The organism is Prevotella melaninogenica, from assembly GCF_013267595.1.
In the GTDB taxonomy this organism is placed as follows: Bacteria; Bacteroidota; Bacteroidia; order Bacteroidales; family Bacteroidaceae; genus Prevotella; species Prevotella melaninogenica_D.
On the sequence record NZ_CP054011.1, the window covers coordinates 1851666 to 1870267 of the forward strand.

Below are 18602 nucleotides of genomic sequence, written 5' to 3' on the forward strand. Positions count from 1 at the left end.
ATCTTAATCATTAACTACTAACGATAAAGTAATTATGAGAACTCTGCTATTATGTGTTATTGCGTTGTGCTCTCAGGTGATGAGTATGACTGCTCAGGTGACAGGAAGAATAGAGTATCCTCACCGTGCTGACTATGAAGATCAGGTCGTGTTGCCTGTGGATGACAAGGGACTGGTCATTCAGTCGTTTGCTAAGGACAGCAAAGAGTGTAAGCGTTACTTCAAGACAGAATTTTATTCAACTGCAATGAAGCTGATAAGTACCGATTCAATATTGATTGATAAGGGTATGTATTTCTATTCAGATGTGGTTGAGAGTGGTGTGCTTTATACTGTTTTGCGCCAGAAGGATGGTTCGTTTATGATCGTTGCTTTCAATCCTGCAACACATAAAATAACCACAACGGATGGTGAATACACCCGTAAAGGGTCGATGAGAAATCTCGTTATTGCGAATGGATCAGTCGTTTTCAGTTCAACACAGAAGAAATTAGACCGCATTGGTATCATTGATTTGAAGACGGGTAACTGTCGATTTACTGATATTCACTTCCCAAAAGTGAAGGATAAGAATATCTTTGTGCTTGAAAATACCGTGATAGACAATACTATCTATGCGTTGGTAGGAGTAGAGACCGACGTCTATCTGCTTCGTCTGGATATGCAGGGCAATCAGTTAGGAGCAAACAATCTTACGGCTGATATTGCTGAACGAATCATCTCGGCATCAGTCTCAAAGGCTGGAAACAAGTTCTTTGTTACAGGAACTTACTCAAAGTCGAAGAAAGGTGGGGCGGAAGGTATCTTCTTCTCAGAGCTGAAAGACGATAGATTTAATAATATTAAGTTCTACAACTTTTTGAAGCTAAAGAACTTTACGGAGTACATGAGCGACCGTAAGCAGGCAAAGATTGAACGTAAAAAAGAAAAGGCTGAGAAGGCTGGTAAGGAATATTCGCTGAAGTATCTGATGGCTTCTCACCGCATTATGACGGATGGTAAGGATTATTTCTACCTTGGCGAGGCTTATTATCCTGTTTATTATACAACTTGGATTGGTAATACGGCGGTGACAACCTTTGCTGGTTATAACTATACGCACGCTGTTCTTGCAAAGTTTGATGCAGAAGGCAATCTGCTTTGGGACGAATGCTTCCCAATGGAGCCACGTATAATGCCGATGTATGTGAAGCGTTTTGTGTCAGCAAGTCTGAAGGGAAAGAATGTCAACCTGCTCTTTGCTGATAAGAACAGACTGGTATCAAAGCTCTTTAGAAATGCGGATGGAAATGTGATTCAAGACCGTACGTCGGAGATTATAGAAACGGATAACGAAGACGAAGACGTTAAGAAGATGCGTTATTCTAACTCTCAGCACTGGTATGGAGATAACTTCCTCGTCTATGGAACGCAGGTGGTGAAGAATTCTAAGACTGGTGAACGTCGTAAAGTATTTGCTGTTACAAAGTATACAATAAAGTAACCAAGTTATGTAGATGATGAGAAATATTGATAAATACCGTCTCTATCAATGTCTTTTACTGCTTGGCTGTCTGCTTTGTGTTCCGCATAGTGTACAGGCACAGGCGTGGGACGGAGAAGGAGATATTAAAGTTTATGCTGGTTATGCCAATGTTGGGGGTAAGGCGGGCTTTGAGATTGGCAGTGATTATGCGCTCAGTGACTTTATATCAATAGGCGGACAGATAACTTATGTCAATGTGAAAAAGCACGATGAGGGGCATAATAATTTCTTATTGGGCTATGATCTCAGCCTAACGGGTAACTATCATTGGGCTGAAGTGCTGAAACTACCATCGGTACTGGATATTTATAGTGGTGTTTCCGTCGGCTTACGAACAGTTGGTTTGCAGGCAGGTGTGCGCTATAACTTCAGTGAGACATTCGGACTCTATGGGCAGGTGCGGCAGAATCTCTTCAAGACGTTTGGCGATGATGTGGAACATGGGCGCGTCTATCAAGGCAAAACTGCTCTCTCTGTGGGTCTGACTGTTACGTTTTAAAGCTATTTATCCACTACTGTTTTGTGATGATTTGAATGTCAGAGTAGTGAAGTTCGTGTGTAAATAAACAATAAAGGCTATCGGAAACTCCGATAGCCTTTATTGGATGATAATAGTCTTTTTATTGATACTGACGGTGTCTGGCAATAATGTCTTTCGCTGGAATGCTAACAATATTACCGTTTTCATCACAATTGATGACAGGCTCATTTTTGGCAGCTTTCTCTTTTAACAAGATTCGTTCTGACTCGATAAACCCTTCTTCAATAGTTTTTAAATAGGCTTCTATTTCTTTATTTGACATAACTTCTTATCTTTCTAAATTTTACTTCATTACTAATTCTGGTTCTTATACTATTTCCTCCAAAAGCAATACGCTCTTTAGGCTGTATGCTATTATCATATATTGACCATATATCAACCTTATTCATAAACAAGTTAAATAGATACTATTGACGCAAAGATAATCTTTTCTTATGAATAAAACAAGTCAGTTGTCTTTTTATTAATAGGTCATTTCTTTTTTGTTCTCTTCTTATTTGTGTCTAAAATCGATAGTGTTTGTAATAAGTTCTTGGTATGTTTGAAGGTAATATTTACTCAATAAGGAAGAAAAATAAAGGTTCTTCCGTTAAATGTGTGGATACTTCTCGTATAGATTTAACGGAAAAAACAAATCTCACCATTAAACAAATATATAGCCAAGACTGTAAAACTACTTATTTTACTATCATCCTCCGACACAGAAAGCCCTTTTGTCATAATCTTTTGAAGATGTAGATAGGGTTTTGAAAAATAATTACATAATGTCGAGTAAAACATCTATAAGTAAGGATAAAAACACGTGTAAAAAGTGGGTTTGTAACCAACAGTGAATCAGTTGGTTATAAAGTAGTAAAGGAAAAGTGCTTGAATGGACTTCAAAAGGGCGTTAGTTGGACTTCAAAAGGGCACCTTTTGCAAGCCAATTAGGCGTCTTTTAGAAGCAAAAAGAGCATGTATAGAATCCGAGTCGTGTGAAAATAGTTTACAAATACCATCGATGTGATAATAGGTTGCTTGTAGAAGACTGATAGACATAGTGTCAATATAGATTTAAGCTTGTTGTTTATCCTTCTTTGTAAGTCCAACTAATTTGTAATAGTGATACCCTACAAGAGTATAATCCTTTATTATATTTCCAATCAATGCATTTAACAGAAGAACCAAAATAAAGGCAATAGCCACCAAAGATAGTAGGTAGCTATTGCCTATATATTGTGTGTATGAAAAGTTTTTGTGCTATTTTCTAATGCGTAAGCAACAATTAAATAATCCTTCTAACTTGCAGGGGGATTTAGAAACTGAGTACCATTGCTTGTCGTTGTGTCAAAGGTATATTCTTTGTGAGGTCTACGGTAGCACCTGTAAGGACATCGGTTGCAGTGGTATGTGAACCAATTACTTCGGCATAGCGGGCTACATCGACTTGGTTGTCAGCTTTCTTACCATTGAGGATGGTGAGGACTGTCTTGCCATTATGTTGACGAGCAAGAACGTAAACACCATGCTGAGGAATGAATTGTGTCTGAGAACCATTGATGATTACATCGTTGTTCTGTCGCCAATGGAGTAGGCGGCTGGTCCAATCAAACATAGCATTCTCGGCTTTGGTACGACCTTCATTTGTGAACTTATTGACCTTATCGCCTGGGAAACCACCAGGGAAGTCTTGTCGCACATTGCCATCTGTTTCCGTTTTCGTACCGTTCATCAGAATCTCCGTACCATAATAGAGCTGTGGAATACGCTTCATTGTCAGCAAGAGAGCGTACGCCTGCTTTAAAGCTGTTGAGTCCTTGCCATTGCCAAGGTAGCGGTCAGTATCGTGATTCTCAATGAATGCCATCACAGAAGATGGGTCAGTATAGAGGTAATCATAGCAGAGAGAGTTGTAAATGCGGTTCCATCCCTTCCACCAATCATCTGTTTCCTCGTTCTTTGCCTGCGAAAGACGATCGAAGAAGGCGAAGTCCATCACCGTTTTTAGATTGCTGTTAATGTCAGAGAGTTTGCTGTCTTTCTGCCAAGCTGCCGTATAAGCAGGTTCTGTTACCCATGTTTCGCCAACGGTGTTGAAGTTAGGATATTCCTTGTTGAGGACCTTCATCCAATCAGCCATGGCTTGTCGGTCTGCGTAGGGATAAGTATCCATACGGATTCCATCGATACCTACGGTTTCAATCCACCAAATAGAATTCTGAATCAGATACTTAATAACGTGTGGATTGCGCTGGTTGAGGTCAGGCATAGAGGGTACAAACCATCCGTCAACAGTCTCTTTCATATCCACTTTGCTGGCGTATGGGTCGAGGACAGGAGTAAGCTTGTAGCTTGTTTGCAGCCCATAGTTAGGACTATTAAACCAATCCTTTGATGGATAGTCTTTGATTGTCTTGCCGTTTTCATCAATGCGTGTATGCTTAGCCCATGGATGATAGTCTCCGCAATGGTTGAAAATCATATCCATAACCACCTTTAATCCCTTCTTATGACATTCGTCAACGAGGGCTTTATACTCCTCATTCGTACCGAAGCGAGGGTCAACACGATAGTAGTCGGTTGTAGCATAGCCGTGATAAGTACTGTGTTTGCCACCATCGGCAGGGCGATCATTCTCCAATACTGGCGTCAACCAGAGGGCAGTAACACCAAGGTTAGTGAAGTAATCGAGGTGTTGGCGGAGTCCTTCAAGGTCGCCACCGTGTCGAAGACTTGGCTCATTGCGGTCGCATAGTTGGTCTTCCATCCCTTTGATTACGTCGTTCTTTGGATTACCATTAGCGAAACGATCGGGCATCAGCATATACAGAACATCCGATATATCGAAGCCTTTGCGGTCTGCTCCTGCCATCTCACGTGCCTTTAGTTGGAACTTCTTAGTTGTCTTTTTACCGTTCTTATTAGAGAAGGTAAGGGTTACCTCACCCGGTTTCGCACCTTTTAAGTTAAGATAAACAAGGAGATAATTAGGTGAATCGAGGCGTACGAGCGAGTCAATCTTTACATTAGGGTAGTCCGTTGTAACGTCTGCAAACTTGATATCCTTGCCATATACCATCAGCTGTAACGTTGGGTCCTGCATGTCAGCAAACCAGTTGGTAGGGTCAATGCGGGTAACGTTGGGTGCAGCAGTGCGGTTATTGGCTTTCTTAGGACTTGCCGTACTATTATGGGCGGTCATAGGGCTTGATAAGAGAAGTAAGAATAAAAGAATCTTCCAGCCCTTTTGGAAGAGTGGAAGATTAGGATAGTTGGTTATTTCTTTGAGATTCATTATTAGGTAATTTGTTCTGCTGTGGTGTTGGAATTATTGGGCTAATTAGGCTAATTTGACCAATAAGCCCAATATCCTTAACAGCTATTAATAATCTGCTGAATGGTTAGCAATTCTCCTTTTTGGGGAGAAGTGGGGAAGGGCATAGCACTTTAATCATGCAAGATAAGGGCTGACTGGGCATCAACCATCACCTCACCACCTTCCATTTTGCCTAATCCAGCTTCGTTAATTTCACCATTAGCACATACAATCGTATACTGACCCTTAGGGATGTTGACAGTGCGAAGTTCCTTGTTAGCATTGAGGATGACGTAGATGTTCTTCCACTTATCACCACCAGCATGGTCTTTTAGACGGAAGGCAACCAAGCAGTCCTGTACAGGAAGGAACTCAAGGTGCTTGCGAACGAGGTCGGCTTTGCCCAATCGGAAGGCTGGATGTGCCTTGCGAAGGTTGATGAGTCCACTGTAATAATTGAATACCTGCGGATAAGTCTTGAGGTTATTCCAATCGAGATGGTTGATACTATCAGGTGAATTAAATGAGTTATGCACCCCTTTCTTGTTGCGAAGCATCTCCTCACCAGAGAGCATGAAAGGTACACCTTGTGATGTGAAGATAGCCGTTTGGGCAAGTTCATTTAGACGAATCAGCTCATTCTCATCGTATTCTGTCTCTGGAATAGATGCTTTCAGACGGTCAACAAGGCACAAGTCGTCGTGACAACTGACATAAGAAATCATCTGAGTAGGCTCAATGGCATAAGGTTTCTTAGAATAGTTTACCTTTGAGTAGTCTACCTGCGGGTGGTCAATCATACCTGCAATACCCGCCTTCAAGCTCTCTTCCAAGCCTGTAACGCCACCAAGCATACCAGGCTTATGGTCGTTAGAGAAGGGTCCACGCAAGGCATCACGGATGTCATCAGAGAAGGCTGCAATGCCCGGCATCTGTGGAACTGCTGCCTTCATCGCTAACTTCTCAAGTGGATAAGCACACGTACCAGCACTCCATCCCTCGCCATAGACAAATATCTCTGGGTCGATAGCATTGAATTCACGACGAATATCATTCATGGTTTGAATGTCATGCACACCCATAAGGTCTACACGGAAACCGTCAATATGATATTCATTTACCCAATACTTCATTGATTCCAACATATACTCGCGCATCAAAGGGCGCTCACTTGCCGTCTCATTGCCACACCCTGTGCCATCAGATGGTGTACCATCAGCCTTGTATCGGTAGTAAGCCTTAGGATAAGTACGCTCAAAGTTACTATTTGTAAGGTCGAAAGTATGGTTGTAAACAACGTCAAGGATAACTCTGATACCCGCCTTGTGCAATGCTTGTACCATCTGCTTGAACTCCATAATACGGCGTGTAGGCAGGTTAGCATCGTATGAGTAGCTACCTTCTGGTACGTTATAGTTCAATGGGTCATAGCCCCAATTATACTGTGGCACGTCCGGTTTGGATTCATCTATCGAAGCAAAGTCGAACGAAGGGAGGATATGCACAGCGTTAATACCCAACTTCTTTAAGTGATCAATAGCCTTCTGCTCAGTTAAGGCAAGGTATTTACCCTTGTGCATCAAGCCCGATGAAGGATCAATAGAGAAGTCACGGTGATGTAACTCATAGATAATGAGGTCTGCCGGACTCTTAGTTGGTACACGACGATCGCTTTCCCAGCCTGTTGGGTTGGTCTCTTTCATATCAACAACGGCACCACGACCGCCATTACAGCCTACCGCTTTGGCAAAGACACCTGGAGTCTCTCCGTGTCCGATATCGAAGGTATAGAACTTACCTTTGAGGTCTCCCTTCACAGTAGCCGTCCAAGTATTGTCGCCACTCGGTGCAAGTTTCACCTTCTTATAGGCTTTTCCACCTCGTCCTGCCTCATAAAGGCGAAGCGTTGGTTTAGAAGGGGCATTGAGGCGGAAGGTTGTCTCACTCGGAGAATAGGACATCTCGTTGAATCGCTGCTGTGCAACAACGTTCTGTGAGAGTATGAAAGCAGTTACAGATGCTGCAAGGTTGTATTTTAATTTCATTGGGTGTTGAATGTTGGGTGTTGGGTGTTGAATGATGGGTGATGATGAATTGGGTGATGAATGTTAGGTGTTGGGTGATGAATTTTAGGTGATGATGGGTTGTTATAACAATTTACAATAGCCATCATCACCTATTCTTTTTATCGACCCGCCTGATAGATAAGGTCTGTTATCTGCTCATTGAAAGCCTTATTCTTCATCAAGTCCTCAATGCTAACGTGCATACGGTAACGCCAGTAATGCTTTGGATTAGACGGAACATTGATACGCTCAGCATTAGGGTCAGCCAAACGCAATTCCTCGTCGATGCTCATCCAATCCTGAATACCGAGGATACAGAGCATACTTGGTGATGTAAGGTGACGGCTTACGATGTCTCTTGCCAACCAACCTGGTAATGGGTGAGGTGCTGGACCACCACGATGTAACATACTATTGAAGTAATCCTGCGCACGTTCCCAGTCTTCATCCCACCACTGACGTAGCGTTGCCATGTCGTGAGTTGAGATGGTGCTGACACTGCGGTAAGGGTTCTCACTAAGATGACCAAAGCGCACCTTTGGATCCTTTGGCATACTCTGAATCTCAAGACTGAGAATACGTAGCTCATTCATCACCCATGCCACGCAATCAGGAACCATTCCCAAGTCCTCTGCACAGACAAGCATACGAGTCGCATTCACCAACTTCGGCAGTTTCTTCATCGCCTCCTGATACCAGAACTGGTTATTACGACGATAGTAGTAATCGTTGTAAAGCTTATTGAATATCGCCTTATCGCTATCGTAGAGACTCTCGTAAATAAAGTCGAACTGTACGCTGATACGTGGATGGAAGCGGTTTGGATCCTTATGGTCACGAACGAAAAGTACATTACTAATCAAAGCATAGAGTCCATCACGCAGCCAGATGTCAACATCAGAGTTCTTACCAGCAAAGGCTTTCTCAACCTTTCGCTGTGTATCATACGCTGGACGCATCTTGTATCTGTCACCCCATACGTGTTCCACATACTTCTGTCTTACCTCATCGGCATGCTCACGGAAGATGCGGTCGAGTACCCAATCAGCAATGAATGGCTCGGTGAAGAGTTCTTCCTGCCAGTGTAGACCGTAGCCTTCAATCTCCTCACGGCTCATACCGAGAGCTGGAGAGAACTGACCGAGCAGTCCGTGTACTGAATGAATAGGAATCTCCCAGATACGGAAGAAGCCGAGTACGTGGTCGATACGATAAGCATCAAAGTACTGTGCCATGTTCTGGAAGCGGTTTACCCACCACTGACAACCATCCTTTATCATCTCGTCCCAGTTGTAAGTAGGGAACCCCCAGTTCTGACCATTCACAGAGAAGTCATCAGGTGGAGCACCTGCCTGACCATTAAGGTTGAAGTAACGTGGCTCTGTCCATACATCACAGCCATAGCGATTAACACCGATAGGAATGTCACCCTTGAGGATAATCTTATGAGCCTGTGCATATTCGTGTACCGCCTTCAGCTGACTGCTCAGCACGAACTGTACGTAATAGAAGAAAGCCACCTCCTTGTAAGCCTTGTCCTTAGGATTAGACAAAGCCTTGCGGTCAGCCTCATCCCATTGTTTATGGTCTGGCCAGTGAGAGAAGTCGGCTGTTCCGAACTTATCTCTCATATAAGAATACTGTGCGTAAGGCACGAGCCAACTCTCTGTCTCAGCAAAGAATGTCTTGAAAGCACTGCTTTCGAGCACCTTTCCACCCTCTTGTTCAAAAAGCAGATGGAGATATTCATTCTTCGCATCGTTCACACGCTCATAGTCAATCTGAGGTAGTGCGTTAAGCTCTTTACGTAGTTTCTCGAACTTCTCACTCTGCTTCTTGTCCTTCAACGCAGGTAATACCGTAAGGTCGACATACTGTGGATGGAGGGCAAAGATAGAAATACAGCTATATGGATAAGAGTCTGTCCACGTGTGTGTGATAGTTGTATCGTTGATAGGGAGAATCTGCAGCGCACGCTGGTTGGTCATGCTCACCCAGTCAACCATCTTCTTCAGATCGCCAAAGTCGCCGATACCGAAGCTTGTTTCCGAACGAAGTGAGAATACTGGTACCAATGTTCCAGCAACGCGAACGGCAGGAAGTGGGAAAGCAGCCTCTGTCAACTCATAAACAACAACGTCGCCTTCATCCATTGTTGGCAATAGTAAGGTACGATTATCGCTGTACTCCCATACAAGATTCTCATTGCTCTCATTGCTCTTGACGAAGAACTTTACTTCAAGTTGGTCGCCAACAAGTTTGGTAGCATCTAAGGTATAGCTCCACTCGTTGATATTATGCTGTACCATCTTCAGTGCCTTCTTCACGTTCCAAGCACCCAAAGCAGGCTCAGCACCTACGAGGAAAAGCTCATCCGTTGCACCTAACTGTGGCGCACGCACCTTCAGTGTGACAGCTTTGTTATAGTTATTGAGTTTACCCTTCACTAACTTCTTGCCAGCAACACAATCGGTGATAGCAGAAGTATAGAGATAAGCATTGTCTGGAATATCACTCCAGTGGTCGTAAACACGATAGTTAAGACTGCGTTCTGTGTCAAAGTCAAGGCGATGGTTCATGATACCCCATTCTTTTCGCTGTTCGTTATCTCCACAAAGAATGCTGTAGAAATATTCGATATGCGTTCCTGGTTTTGCATCCTTCTTCACTTCCACCTCCCAGTGGTAGCCGTCAGATGTGCGCATTCTGTACTGTGAGGCCTCTACAGCCCCGTTGTGTTGACCTGTGATAATATTCAGGACAAGGTCTTGTCCATAGTAGGTCTGGTAGTTTATGTGAAACTGTATGTTCATAGAGTTGGGTAGTTATTTTTCGTCAAAGATAATAATATTAATCAGAAAAAGCAATACCCTTTTACATGATTTATATCAATTCTTGCGCAATCGTTTGCATATTGCAGAATTGGCGATAATTCACGGCTAATCAACTAACGCTCTATAAGTATAGATAAAACCTTATTTTCGAGGCTCTCTAACGCTACTTTGCTTTTGTGTTAGTGCTTAGCACCAATGGTTCGCACGCTCAACACCAATGGTGCGGGGCTGCAACACAGTCGTTAGACACGGTAAACGAATTTTGAGTTTAGGACTATATGACTTGTAAACTGGGAATAGCAAGCTGGTAAGAGGATGTTTGTTAGCTTATGTTAGCTATTTATTTGTATAGGAAAGAATGCTCTATTGAGATTGATTTCTCAGTGGTTTATCATTTCTTTTCATGGTGATAAATATTTATTTACGTGAGAAGAAATATTTATTTTCATGAAGAAAAATATTTCTTTTCATGAAAATAACTTGTTGGTGAGGATAGAGTGGTAGTAAGTTGTAGGTAGAAAAGGTTTATTTTGTTGAGCGATAAGAGGTGTAAAAAACGTTTGAAGAAAAGCAAAGGGTGTACTGAAACGCTTTTCAGCACACCCTTAAATTCAGAGAGATTATAAAAAAGTTATGTTACCCTTGTTCTGCAGGACGGCGTACCTTTATAATTCCAACGGACATTGCACCGAGGAAGAGGGAAACGCCTGCTACAATCATCATATTACTTTGTACGGAACCAACCATCTGAAGGAGTACTCCGCCAATTGCCGCAGCGATAATTTGTGGAATACAGATGGTACCGTTGAACAATCCGAGATAAGTTCCCAAGTGACCATAACCCTCGAGCGCATTTGTCACCAAGGTAAATGGCATTGCCAATATGGCTGCCCAAGCACATCCGATGAGGATGAATGGGATGAACATTACATATTGATTGTGGATGAAGGCTGCGAGGACAAAGCCTGCTGCACCTAAGATAAGTGAGAAGGAGTATGCGAGTTTGGTGTTCTTGAACTGTGGAAGAACCATTGCCCAAGCCACTGAACCAATCGCCTGAATGGCAAAGAGAATACCTACCCAGTTGCCTGCTTCCTGATATCCCTTTGTCATTGTTGCATCATGTGCAAGCATATCCACGCCCCAACAGTTAGCTGCTACGGTTCCATTGGTGTAAGTCCACATATACATAAAGGCGAACCAGCAGAAGAACTGTACCAAACCAACTTTCCAGAAGGTAGGTGGTGCAACCTTTAATAAGGTGAAGACATTAGACTTTGAAGTATCATCTTTCTTCTCTACTGAATGGTATTCGGCATAAACCTTTGGTGGCATCTCCTTTACCTTGGCTGTGGTATAGATAACACAGAGGATGAGGATGGCTGCACCGATATAGAAAGAATAGACCACTGAGTCTGGAACAACACCCGACGGAGCTTGATTGGAGATACCTAAGAAAGTGAAGAAGAATGGGAAGACATAGCCTGCGATGGAGCCAGCATTGCAGAGGAAACTCTGAATAGAGTAGGCGAGTGTCTTCTGTTTCTCGTTGACCATATCGCCCACCAACATCTTAAAGGGTTGCATGGCCATATTGATACTTGTGTCGAGGAACATCAATGAGACAAGTCCAAACACCATAGCCGTTGAGACAGCCATACCTAAAGAGCCCGCATTCGGCAGCAGACACATCACGAGGACGGCAGCGGCTGCACCTACGAAGAGGTAAGGGATGCGACGTCCGAAGCGTGTCCACGTCATGTCAGAGAGTGTTCCTACAATCGGCTGTACGACAATACCCATCAATGGAGGGAGTATCCAGAAGTAACTAAGATTGTGAGGGTCAGCACCTAATGTCGCAAAGATGCGTGAGATGTTGGCACTCTGCAGCGCGTACGCAATTTGCACTCCAAAGAATCCAAAGCTGAGATTCCAAAGTTGCCAGAAGCTTAAGTTAGGTTTTTGTTTCATTGTTATGTTAGTTTTTGTGCTCCCTAAGTCCCTCTTAAGAGGGAGTGCGAAGCTTGTGTTGTTTATTTTCTTTTGAAGAGAGGGCTATTAGGCTTATTGGGCTAATTAGGCTCATAAACCCAATTTTGTCCTCAGCACTCCCCTCCTTCGGAGGGGTTGGGGGAGGTCTCCTTACCTCGTAGTCCCTCTAATAATCAGTTTTGTTCTCACGACACGTTTCTCTACTCGATTTTTAGGAAGTTTTCCTTCTACCTGATCGATGAGGATACTTGCAGCCTCTTCACCTACGCGTACTCCCCGTTGTTCTACAGTTGTCAGCATTGGGTCGCAGGCTATAGCTCGTTGTCCGTTAGTGAAACCGCAGATAGAGACATCTTCTGGCACACGGAACCCTAATCGTTTGCAGGAATAAAGAATACCGATAGCCGTGTCATCATTGACGGCAAAGAAGGCATCTGGTGGTTCGGGAAGTCGCATTACACTTGGCGTGATAAGCTCGGCATCTGATCTGTTGTCGCAGTTCTTTATCAGTTGCTCGTTAGGGTGCATACCATTCTTCAGTAAGGCATCAAGATATCCATTATAACGATTCTTTGCGATTTGCATTGTTAACGAAGTGCCGTAATATGCAATACGCTTGCAACCAGTATTAATAAGGTGTGTGACGGCAGAGAAAGCACCCATATAGTCATCAACAACTACTCGACTTGCATTTACACCCGTACTGATACGATCGTAGAAAACCAAAGGCATACTCTTATCTATGAGTGTTTGGAAATGGTCGTATTTGGTAGTATTCTTCGCTTGAGAAACGATGATGCCACAAACTTTACTCTCCGAAAATGCTCGACAGATTTTCACTTCGTCCTCATAGTTCTCTCGGCTCTGTGCAATCATAATTCGATAGCCACGTGAAGAAGCCTCTTCTTCGATACCAGAAAGAATAGATGAGAAGTAGAAATGATCAAGCTGTGGAATGATAACACCGATAACCTTAATCGGTTGTACCTTACTTTTGCGCAGGCTCTCTGCAAGGATGTTTGGGTAGAAGTTATGTTCTTGTGCATACTTCTTTATTGCCTCACGTTTTTCTGCAGAGATGCGAGGGCTGTCTTTGAGCGCACGAGAGACCGTAGCGACCGAAACACCAAGGTCTCGGGCTATATCCTTCATTGTTATGTTGGTTGAGTCACTCATGCGATTTAGCTTTGTCTTTAGTCTGCTAATGGTTTTATAACGCAAATATACATATTTTCTATAACTTCTTTGACCTATATCAATTTATTTATCTCTTATTTATCTGTGCAATCGTTTGCACTATTTAAAATACAAATTCAAAGCAAAAATAGTATAAAGTAGCTTAAACTCAACTATCTTTGCAGCAGAAAAAGCCTACAAAAAGGTATTAATCTATCTTTTGATCGAACTAAACGAATATTACTTTAATCAATTTATAAATTACTTTAACAATAACAAAGATGAAGCAGGTAAAATGCAAATTTCCTGTTAGGATATTGACTCTATTGTTGGGTCTATTCCTTTCAGTCAGTGCCTTTGCGCAGTCTACGATTACTGGACAGGTGAAGGATGCTACTGGTGAGCCAGTCATTGGTGCTTCTGTCCTTATCAATGGGACAAGTAATGGTACAGTGACCGACCTTGATGGTAACTTCTCTATCAGCGTACAGCCGGGTGCTACTTTGACAATCTCTTACATTGGTTTCCAGAAACAACAGGTAGCTGCAGCCAATGGTATGGTAATTACACTTCAGGAAGACCAAGCACAGCAGATGAATGAGGTTGTTGTTATTGGTTACGGTGCTGTTAAGAAGAGTGACCTTACGGGTTCTGTGACAGCCTTGAAACCTGATAGCAAGAATAAGGGTCTTGTTGTTAATGCACAGGACATGCTTGCTGGTAAGGTTGCCGGTGTGAGTGTAACGAGCGATGGTGGTACTCCTGGTGGCGGTGCTAACATTCGTATTCGTGGTGGTTCTTCTTTGAACGCATCTAACAATCCATTGATTGTGATTGATGGTGTGGCTATGGACCAGACAGGTATTAAGGGTGTAAGCAATCCTTTGTCACTTGTAAACCCACAGGATATTGAGTCTTTCAACGTTTTGAAGGATGCTTCCGCTACTGCAATCTATGGTTCTCGTGGTTCAAATGGTGTTATCATCATTACAACAAAGAAAGGACGTCGTGGTTTACAGGTTTCTTATAATGGTAGCTTTACTGTTAGTAGAAATTCAAAGAATCTTGATGTGTTGTCTGCTGATGAGTATCGTAGCCTTATTGCAAAGAAGTTTGGAACAGATCTTTATACACTCGACTCAAATGGTAATAAGGTTCCAACAGCTTATTCACGTCTTGGTAGTGCTAATACTAACTGGCAGAACGAAATCTTCCGTACAGCGCTTAGCCATGACCACAACGTAGCTGTTTCTGGTCAGGTTGGTGACTGGTTGCCTTATCGTGTTAGTGCAGGCTACACAAATCAGCAGGGTATCATCAAGACTTCTAACTTTGAGCGTTTCACTGGAGCGTTAACATTGAGCCCTTCTTTCTTGAATGACCACTTGAAGGTTACGTTGAATGCTAAGGGAATGTGGACAAAGAATCGCTACGCTGATGGTGAGGCTATCAAGGCAGCACGTCAGTTTGACCCAACACAGCCAGTCTATGCGTCTGGTTATGATAACTTCGGTGGCTACTATCAGTGGCTTGATGATGGTACAGCGCTCAATGATAGCAGTTGGCCAAAGACCTATTATTTATTGGCAACAAAGAACCCTGTGTCTATTCTTAACCTAAAGAACGACCGTGCTATCAGCCGCGACTTCCTTGGTAGTGCCGATGTTGATTATAAAGTTCATGGCTTTGAAGACCTCCGTTTCCACGTTACTGCAGGTGTTGATGTTGCTAAGGGACGTCAGGTAACAGATGTTGATCCAGCCTCTCCACAGGCTATCTATTATGGTTCTTATGGATGGGAATCACAGTTGAAACGTAACATGCAGCTCTCTGCTTATGCTCAGTACTACCACGATTTCAATGATAAAGCAAAGAATCACTTCGATATCATGGCTGGTTATGAGTGGGCACACTTCTGGCACAACACGAATAATGCTTATTGGAGTTACTATCCAACTACAAACGGTGATGCAACTCTTGCTGGCAAACAACGCAATTATGCACCTTATTACTATGCAACAGAGAACTATCTTGTATCCTTCTTCGGCCGTGCAAACTGGTCTTTGATGGACGGTCGTTATATGGTAACAGCAACCGTACGTAATGATGGTTCTTCACGTTTCAAGGAGCATTGGGCAACGTTCCCATCATTCGCTTTTGCATGGCGTATCAATGAAGAGAATCTTTTCAAGCAGATTGACTGGTTGTCAGACTTGAAACTTCGTCTTAGCTGGGGTATGACTGGTCAGCAGGAAGGTATCGGCGACTATAATTACTTCGCTATATACGAAATGAATACAGGTAATGAATCTACCTATCCAATTGCTGGTAATGGTTCTTTGGCTCGTCCAAAGGCATACGATCCAAACTTGAAGTGGGAGACAACTACCTCTTATAATGTAGGACTTGATTGGGGTATTCTCAAGCAGCGCCTCACAGGTAGCGTTGATTGGTACTACCGTAAGACCACCGACTTGCTCAATAGTGCAACCGTACCAGCAGGTGCTAACTTCCGTAATCAAGTAATGAGCAACATTGGTTCTATGTATAATATGGGTGTTGAAACAAGTCTCCACTGGTTGGCAGTGAACGCTAAGGACTTCAACTGGACAATGGATTACAACTTCACCTATAACTATAATAAGATTACGAACCTCAATGGTGGTAGCGATCCAAACTATTTCGTACCAACAGGAGGTATCTCTGCTGGTACTGGTGGTAACATCCAGGCACAGCATGTAGGTAATGCTGTTAACTCTTTCCACGTATTCCAGCAGGCATATGATAAGAATGGCAAGCCGTTGGAGGGTGTAGTTGTCGACCGCAACAGCGATGGTAAGATTACCGATGCAGATAAGTACTACTACAAGGCACCTGCAGCACCAGTAACGATGGGCTTTGCTTCTCGTTTCGAGTATCGTAATTGGGACCTCGGTTTCGCACTCCGTGCAAGTCTTGGCAACTATGTTTACAATGATGCTTTTGCAAGTACTTCTAATATGTCTAACTCAGAAATATTTGTAAAGAGCAAGTTCCTTGTGAACCGTCCTACGGATGTAGTAGCAGACAACTGGTTGTCAACCGAGACTACATCTACTCAGACAGACTACTGGGTACAGAATGCTTCTTTCTTGAAGATGGATAACATAACTTTGGGTTATAGCTTCGCTAATCTTCTCAAGCAGGGTTCATGGAATGGAATCACTGGTCGTATTTATGGAACTGTGAATAACGTGTTCTGCCTTACTAAGTATAAAGGTCTCGACCCAGAGGTGTTCAATGGTATTGACAACAACCTCTATCCACGTCCAATCTCATTCATCTTGGGTTTGAACCTGAATTTCTAAATCTATAAAAGAGTAAAGACAATGAATACTAAATTCAAATATATATTCTCTACAGCAGCACTTTTGCTGTCAGTAGGGTTCACCTCTTGTACAGGCGATTTGGATGTAAAACCAATTGATCCAAACCTTAATACAAAGGAAAATACGTCGCCAGAAAGCGCATTCAATAAGTGCTATGCTCATATTGCTATGGCTGGTAACGGTGGAGCTAATGGTGATAGCGATGTTGATGGTATCGATGGTGGAACCAGTGGTTACGTACGTCAGCTGTTCAACTCACAGGAGTTAACCACCGATGAGGCTATCTGCGCATGGGGTGATGAGGGTATTGCTAACATGAACTTCGATAGTTATGACGCTTCACATCCAATGTTGAAGGGTTTTTACTATCGTCTTTATGCGGGTATCACCTATTGCAATCAGTATCTTGCAGACTTCGGTGACTACAACGCAACGATGTCAGCAGAGGTTCGTTTCATCCGTGCTTTGAATTATTACTATCTCTTGGACGGATGGGGTAATGTTCCTTTCACAACAGCAATATCTTCTGCTAAGCCAGCTCGCATCCAGCGTGCAGACCTTTATAAGTGGCTTATTGACGAATTGAAGAACGAGGTTGAGCCTAAACTGAACGATGCAAGTCCAAAGACTTCAGCCACTACTGGTTATGGTCGTGTCGACAAAGCTGCTGCTTGGATGCTCTTGGCTCGTCTTTATATGAATGCTGAGGTTTATACAGGTACTGCTGATTGGGCTAATGCTAAGTTATATGCAAAGAAGGTTATCGACTCTCCTTATAAGCTCTACACAACCAAGAAGGGTCAGTGGAGTGCTTATCAGCAACTCTTTATGGGCGATAATGGTGAGAATGGTGCTTCTGTTGAGGCTATCTTCCCTATCCTTCAGGATGGTTTGAAGACAACTTCATATGGTACAACCCTCTACCTTATGGCTGGTTCTAACGATAACAGCGAGCATATCAAGAGTGCTGCTATTGCTGGTAACAGCACAACTGGCGGTTGGGCTGGTAACCGTATGCGTCCAGACCTCGTATTGAAGTTCTTCCCAAATAACGATGCTCCTAATGTTGCTGCATACGCTATGCCAGCAGCAGCTGATGACGATCGTGCCCTCTTCGATGGTGAAGGTCGTAATGTAAGCAATGGTGACGATGAGAAGGGTGTAAAGGTATTTACCAACGGATTCTCTGTTTGTAAGTTTAATAACTTCAAGACGGACGGCAGTGCAGGTCATAACTCGCTCTTCCCAGATGCCGACTTCTTCCTTATGCGTGCTGCTGAGGCTTACTTAATGTATGCAGAGGCTGATGCACGTCAGAACAATGGAACGACAACTGCACAGGGAACTGCTTATATCAATGCGCTCCGTACGCGTGCTAATGCTACTACTCAGACCGCTTATTCACTCCGTCAGATCTGTGACGAGTGGAGCCGTGAGTTCTACTTCGAAGGCTTGCGTCGTACAACACTTATCCGTTTCGGTTACTTCGGTGGTAATGTTAATTACAACTGGAGTTGGAAGGGTGGTGTGAAGAGTGGTCGTAACTTCGACTCTCACCTCAATCTCTTCCCAATTCCGACAAGTGATATGGTTGCTAATAGCAACTTGATTCAGAATACTGGGTATTAATTAAGGTGTTGTCAATGGCTGAAAAGTCTGATGAAAACTGAGATTGAACCTCTCGGAAATCATCTACGGCAAATTCTTTTCATGAAAATAAATATTTTTCTTCATGAAAATAAATATTTCCACTCGTGAAAATAATTATTTCTTTTCATGGAAAGAATTCGCCGACAAGACTCTAT

10 protein-coding genes are annotated in these 18602 nt (G+C 43.1%); 4 read left to right on the forward strand and 6 right to left on the reverse strand.

The features are described from left to right. Window positions 1-34 precede the first annotated feature (34 nt). Both FIU21_RS12815 and FIU21_RS12820 read left to right on the forward strand, forming a co-directional pair. Window positions 35-1483, forward strand: coding sequence for a hypothetical protein (locus tag FIU21_RS12815; RefSeq protein WP_036885716.1), 1449 nt, complete (start codon window positions 35-37; stop codon window positions 1481-1483). A 13-nt stretch (window positions 1484-1496) separates the two neighbouring features. After that, a complete protein-coding gene (locus tag FIU21_RS12820; RefSeq protein ID WP_004358754.1) occupies window positions 1497-2024 on the forward strand; it encodes a DUF6646 family protein in 528 nt (175 codons plus the stop codon). A 121-nt stretch (window positions 2025-2145) separates the two neighbouring features. Here the strand turns inward: FIU21_RS12820 and FIU21_RS12825 are convergent, their stop codons facing one another. The 6 genes from FIU21_RS12825 to FIU21_RS12850 all read right to left on the reverse strand — a co-directional run bounded on the left by FIU21_RS12825 (window position 2146) and on the right by FIU21_RS12850 (window position 13429). Further along, complete coding sequence (locus FIU21_RS12825) at window positions 2146-2328, reverse strand: DUF8506 family protein (RefSeq protein WP_004358753.1); 183 nt, start codon at window positions 2326-2328, stop codon at window positions 2146-2148. Window positions 2329-3360: 1032 nt separating this feature from the next. Continuing rightward, on the reverse strand, window positions 3361-5340 hold the full coding sequence (locus FIU21_RS12830) for a glycoside hydrolase family 13 protein (RefSeq protein ID WP_172891408.1): 1980 nt from the start codon (window positions 5338-5340) through the stop codon (window positions 3361-3363). A gap of 152 nt (window positions 5341-5492) precedes the next feature. Then, complete coding sequence (gene pulA / locus FIU21_RS12835; RefSeq protein WP_004358751.1) at window positions 5493-7406, reverse strand: type I pullulanase; 1914 nt, start codon at window positions 7404-7406, stop codon at window positions 5493-5495. A 140-nt stretch (window positions 7407-7546) separates the two neighbouring features. After that, window positions 7547-10240 (reverse strand): 4-alpha-glucanotransferase, encoded by a 2694-nt coding sequence (locus FIU21_RS12840; protein ID WP_004358749.1) that lies wholly within the window; start codon window positions 10238-10240, stop codon window positions 7547-7549. A gap of 657 nt (window positions 10241-10897) precedes the next feature. After that, entirely contained in the window at window positions 10898-12232 is a 1335-nt protein-coding gene (locus tag FIU21_RS12845) for an SLC45 family MFS transporter (RefSeq protein WP_004358748.1), read from the reverse strand. Between the two features lie 171 nt (window positions 12233-12403). Beyond that, window positions 12404-13429: a LacI family DNA-binding transcriptional regulator gene (locus FIU21_RS12850; protein ID WP_036885715.1), complete on the reverse strand. Its 1026-nt coding sequence runs from the start codon at window positions 13427-13429 to the stop codon at window positions 12404-12406. Between the two features lie 281 nt (window positions 13430-13710). Here FIU21_RS12850 and FIU21_RS12855 point away from each other — a divergent pair, with 281 nt between their 5' ends. Both FIU21_RS12855 and FIU21_RS12860 read left to right on the forward strand, forming a co-directional pair. Continuing rightward, a complete protein-coding gene (locus FIU21_RS12855) occupies window positions 13711-16776 on the forward strand; it encodes a SusC/RagA family TonB-linked outer membrane protein (protein ID WP_036885714.1) in 3066 nt (1021 codons plus the stop codon). Window positions 16777-16797: 21 nt separating this feature from the next. Next, window positions 16798-18426, forward strand: coding sequence for a RagB/SusD family nutrient uptake outer membrane protein (locus FIU21_RS12860; RefSeq protein ID WP_004358743.1), 1629 nt, complete (start codon window positions 16798-16800; stop codon window positions 18424-18426). The last annotated feature ends 176 nt before the right edge of the window (window positions 18427-18602 follow it).

Excerpts from the sequence above, each read along its gene's own strand:
- FIU21_RS12860 (WP_004358743.1), top strand. The coding sequence starts at position 16,798 with ATGAATACTAAATTCAAATATATATTCTCTACAGCAGCACTTTTGCTG.
- FIU21_RS12825 (WP_004358753.1), bottom strand. The coding sequence starts at position 2,328 with ATGTCAAATAAAGAAATAGAAGCCTATTTAAAAACTATTGAAGAAGGG.
- FIU21_RS12830 (WP_172891408.1), bottom strand. The coding sequence starts at position 5,340 with ATGAATCTCAAAGAAATAACCAACTATCCTAATCTTCCACTCTTCCAA.
- FIU21_RS12820 (WP_004358754.1), top strand. The coding sequence starts at position 1,497 with ATGATGAGAAATATTGATAAATACCGTCTCTATCAATGTCTTTTACTG.
- FIU21_RS12845 (WP_004358748.1), bottom strand. The coding sequence starts at position 12,232 with ATGAAACAAAAACCTAACTTAAGCTTCTGGCAACTTTGGAATCTCAGC.
- FIU21_RS12840 (WP_004358749.1), bottom strand. The coding sequence starts at position 10,240 with ATGAACATACAGTTTCACATAAACTACCAGACCTACTATGGACAAGAC.
- FIU21_RS12855 (WP_036885714.1), top strand. The coding sequence starts at position 13,711 with ATGAAGCAGGTAAAATGCAAATTTCCTGTTAGGATATTGACTCTATTG.
- FIU21_RS12815 (WP_036885716.1), top strand. The coding sequence starts at position 35 with ATGAGAACTCTGCTATTATGTGTTATTGCGTTGTGCTCTCAGGTGATG.
- FIU21_RS12850 (WP_036885715.1), bottom strand. The coding sequence starts at position 13,429 with ATGAGTGACTCAACCAACATAACAATGAAGGATATAGCCCGAGACCTT.
- pulA (WP_004358751.1), bottom strand. The coding sequence starts at position 7,406 with ATGAAATTAAAATACAACCTTGCAGCATCTGTAACTGCTTTCATACTC.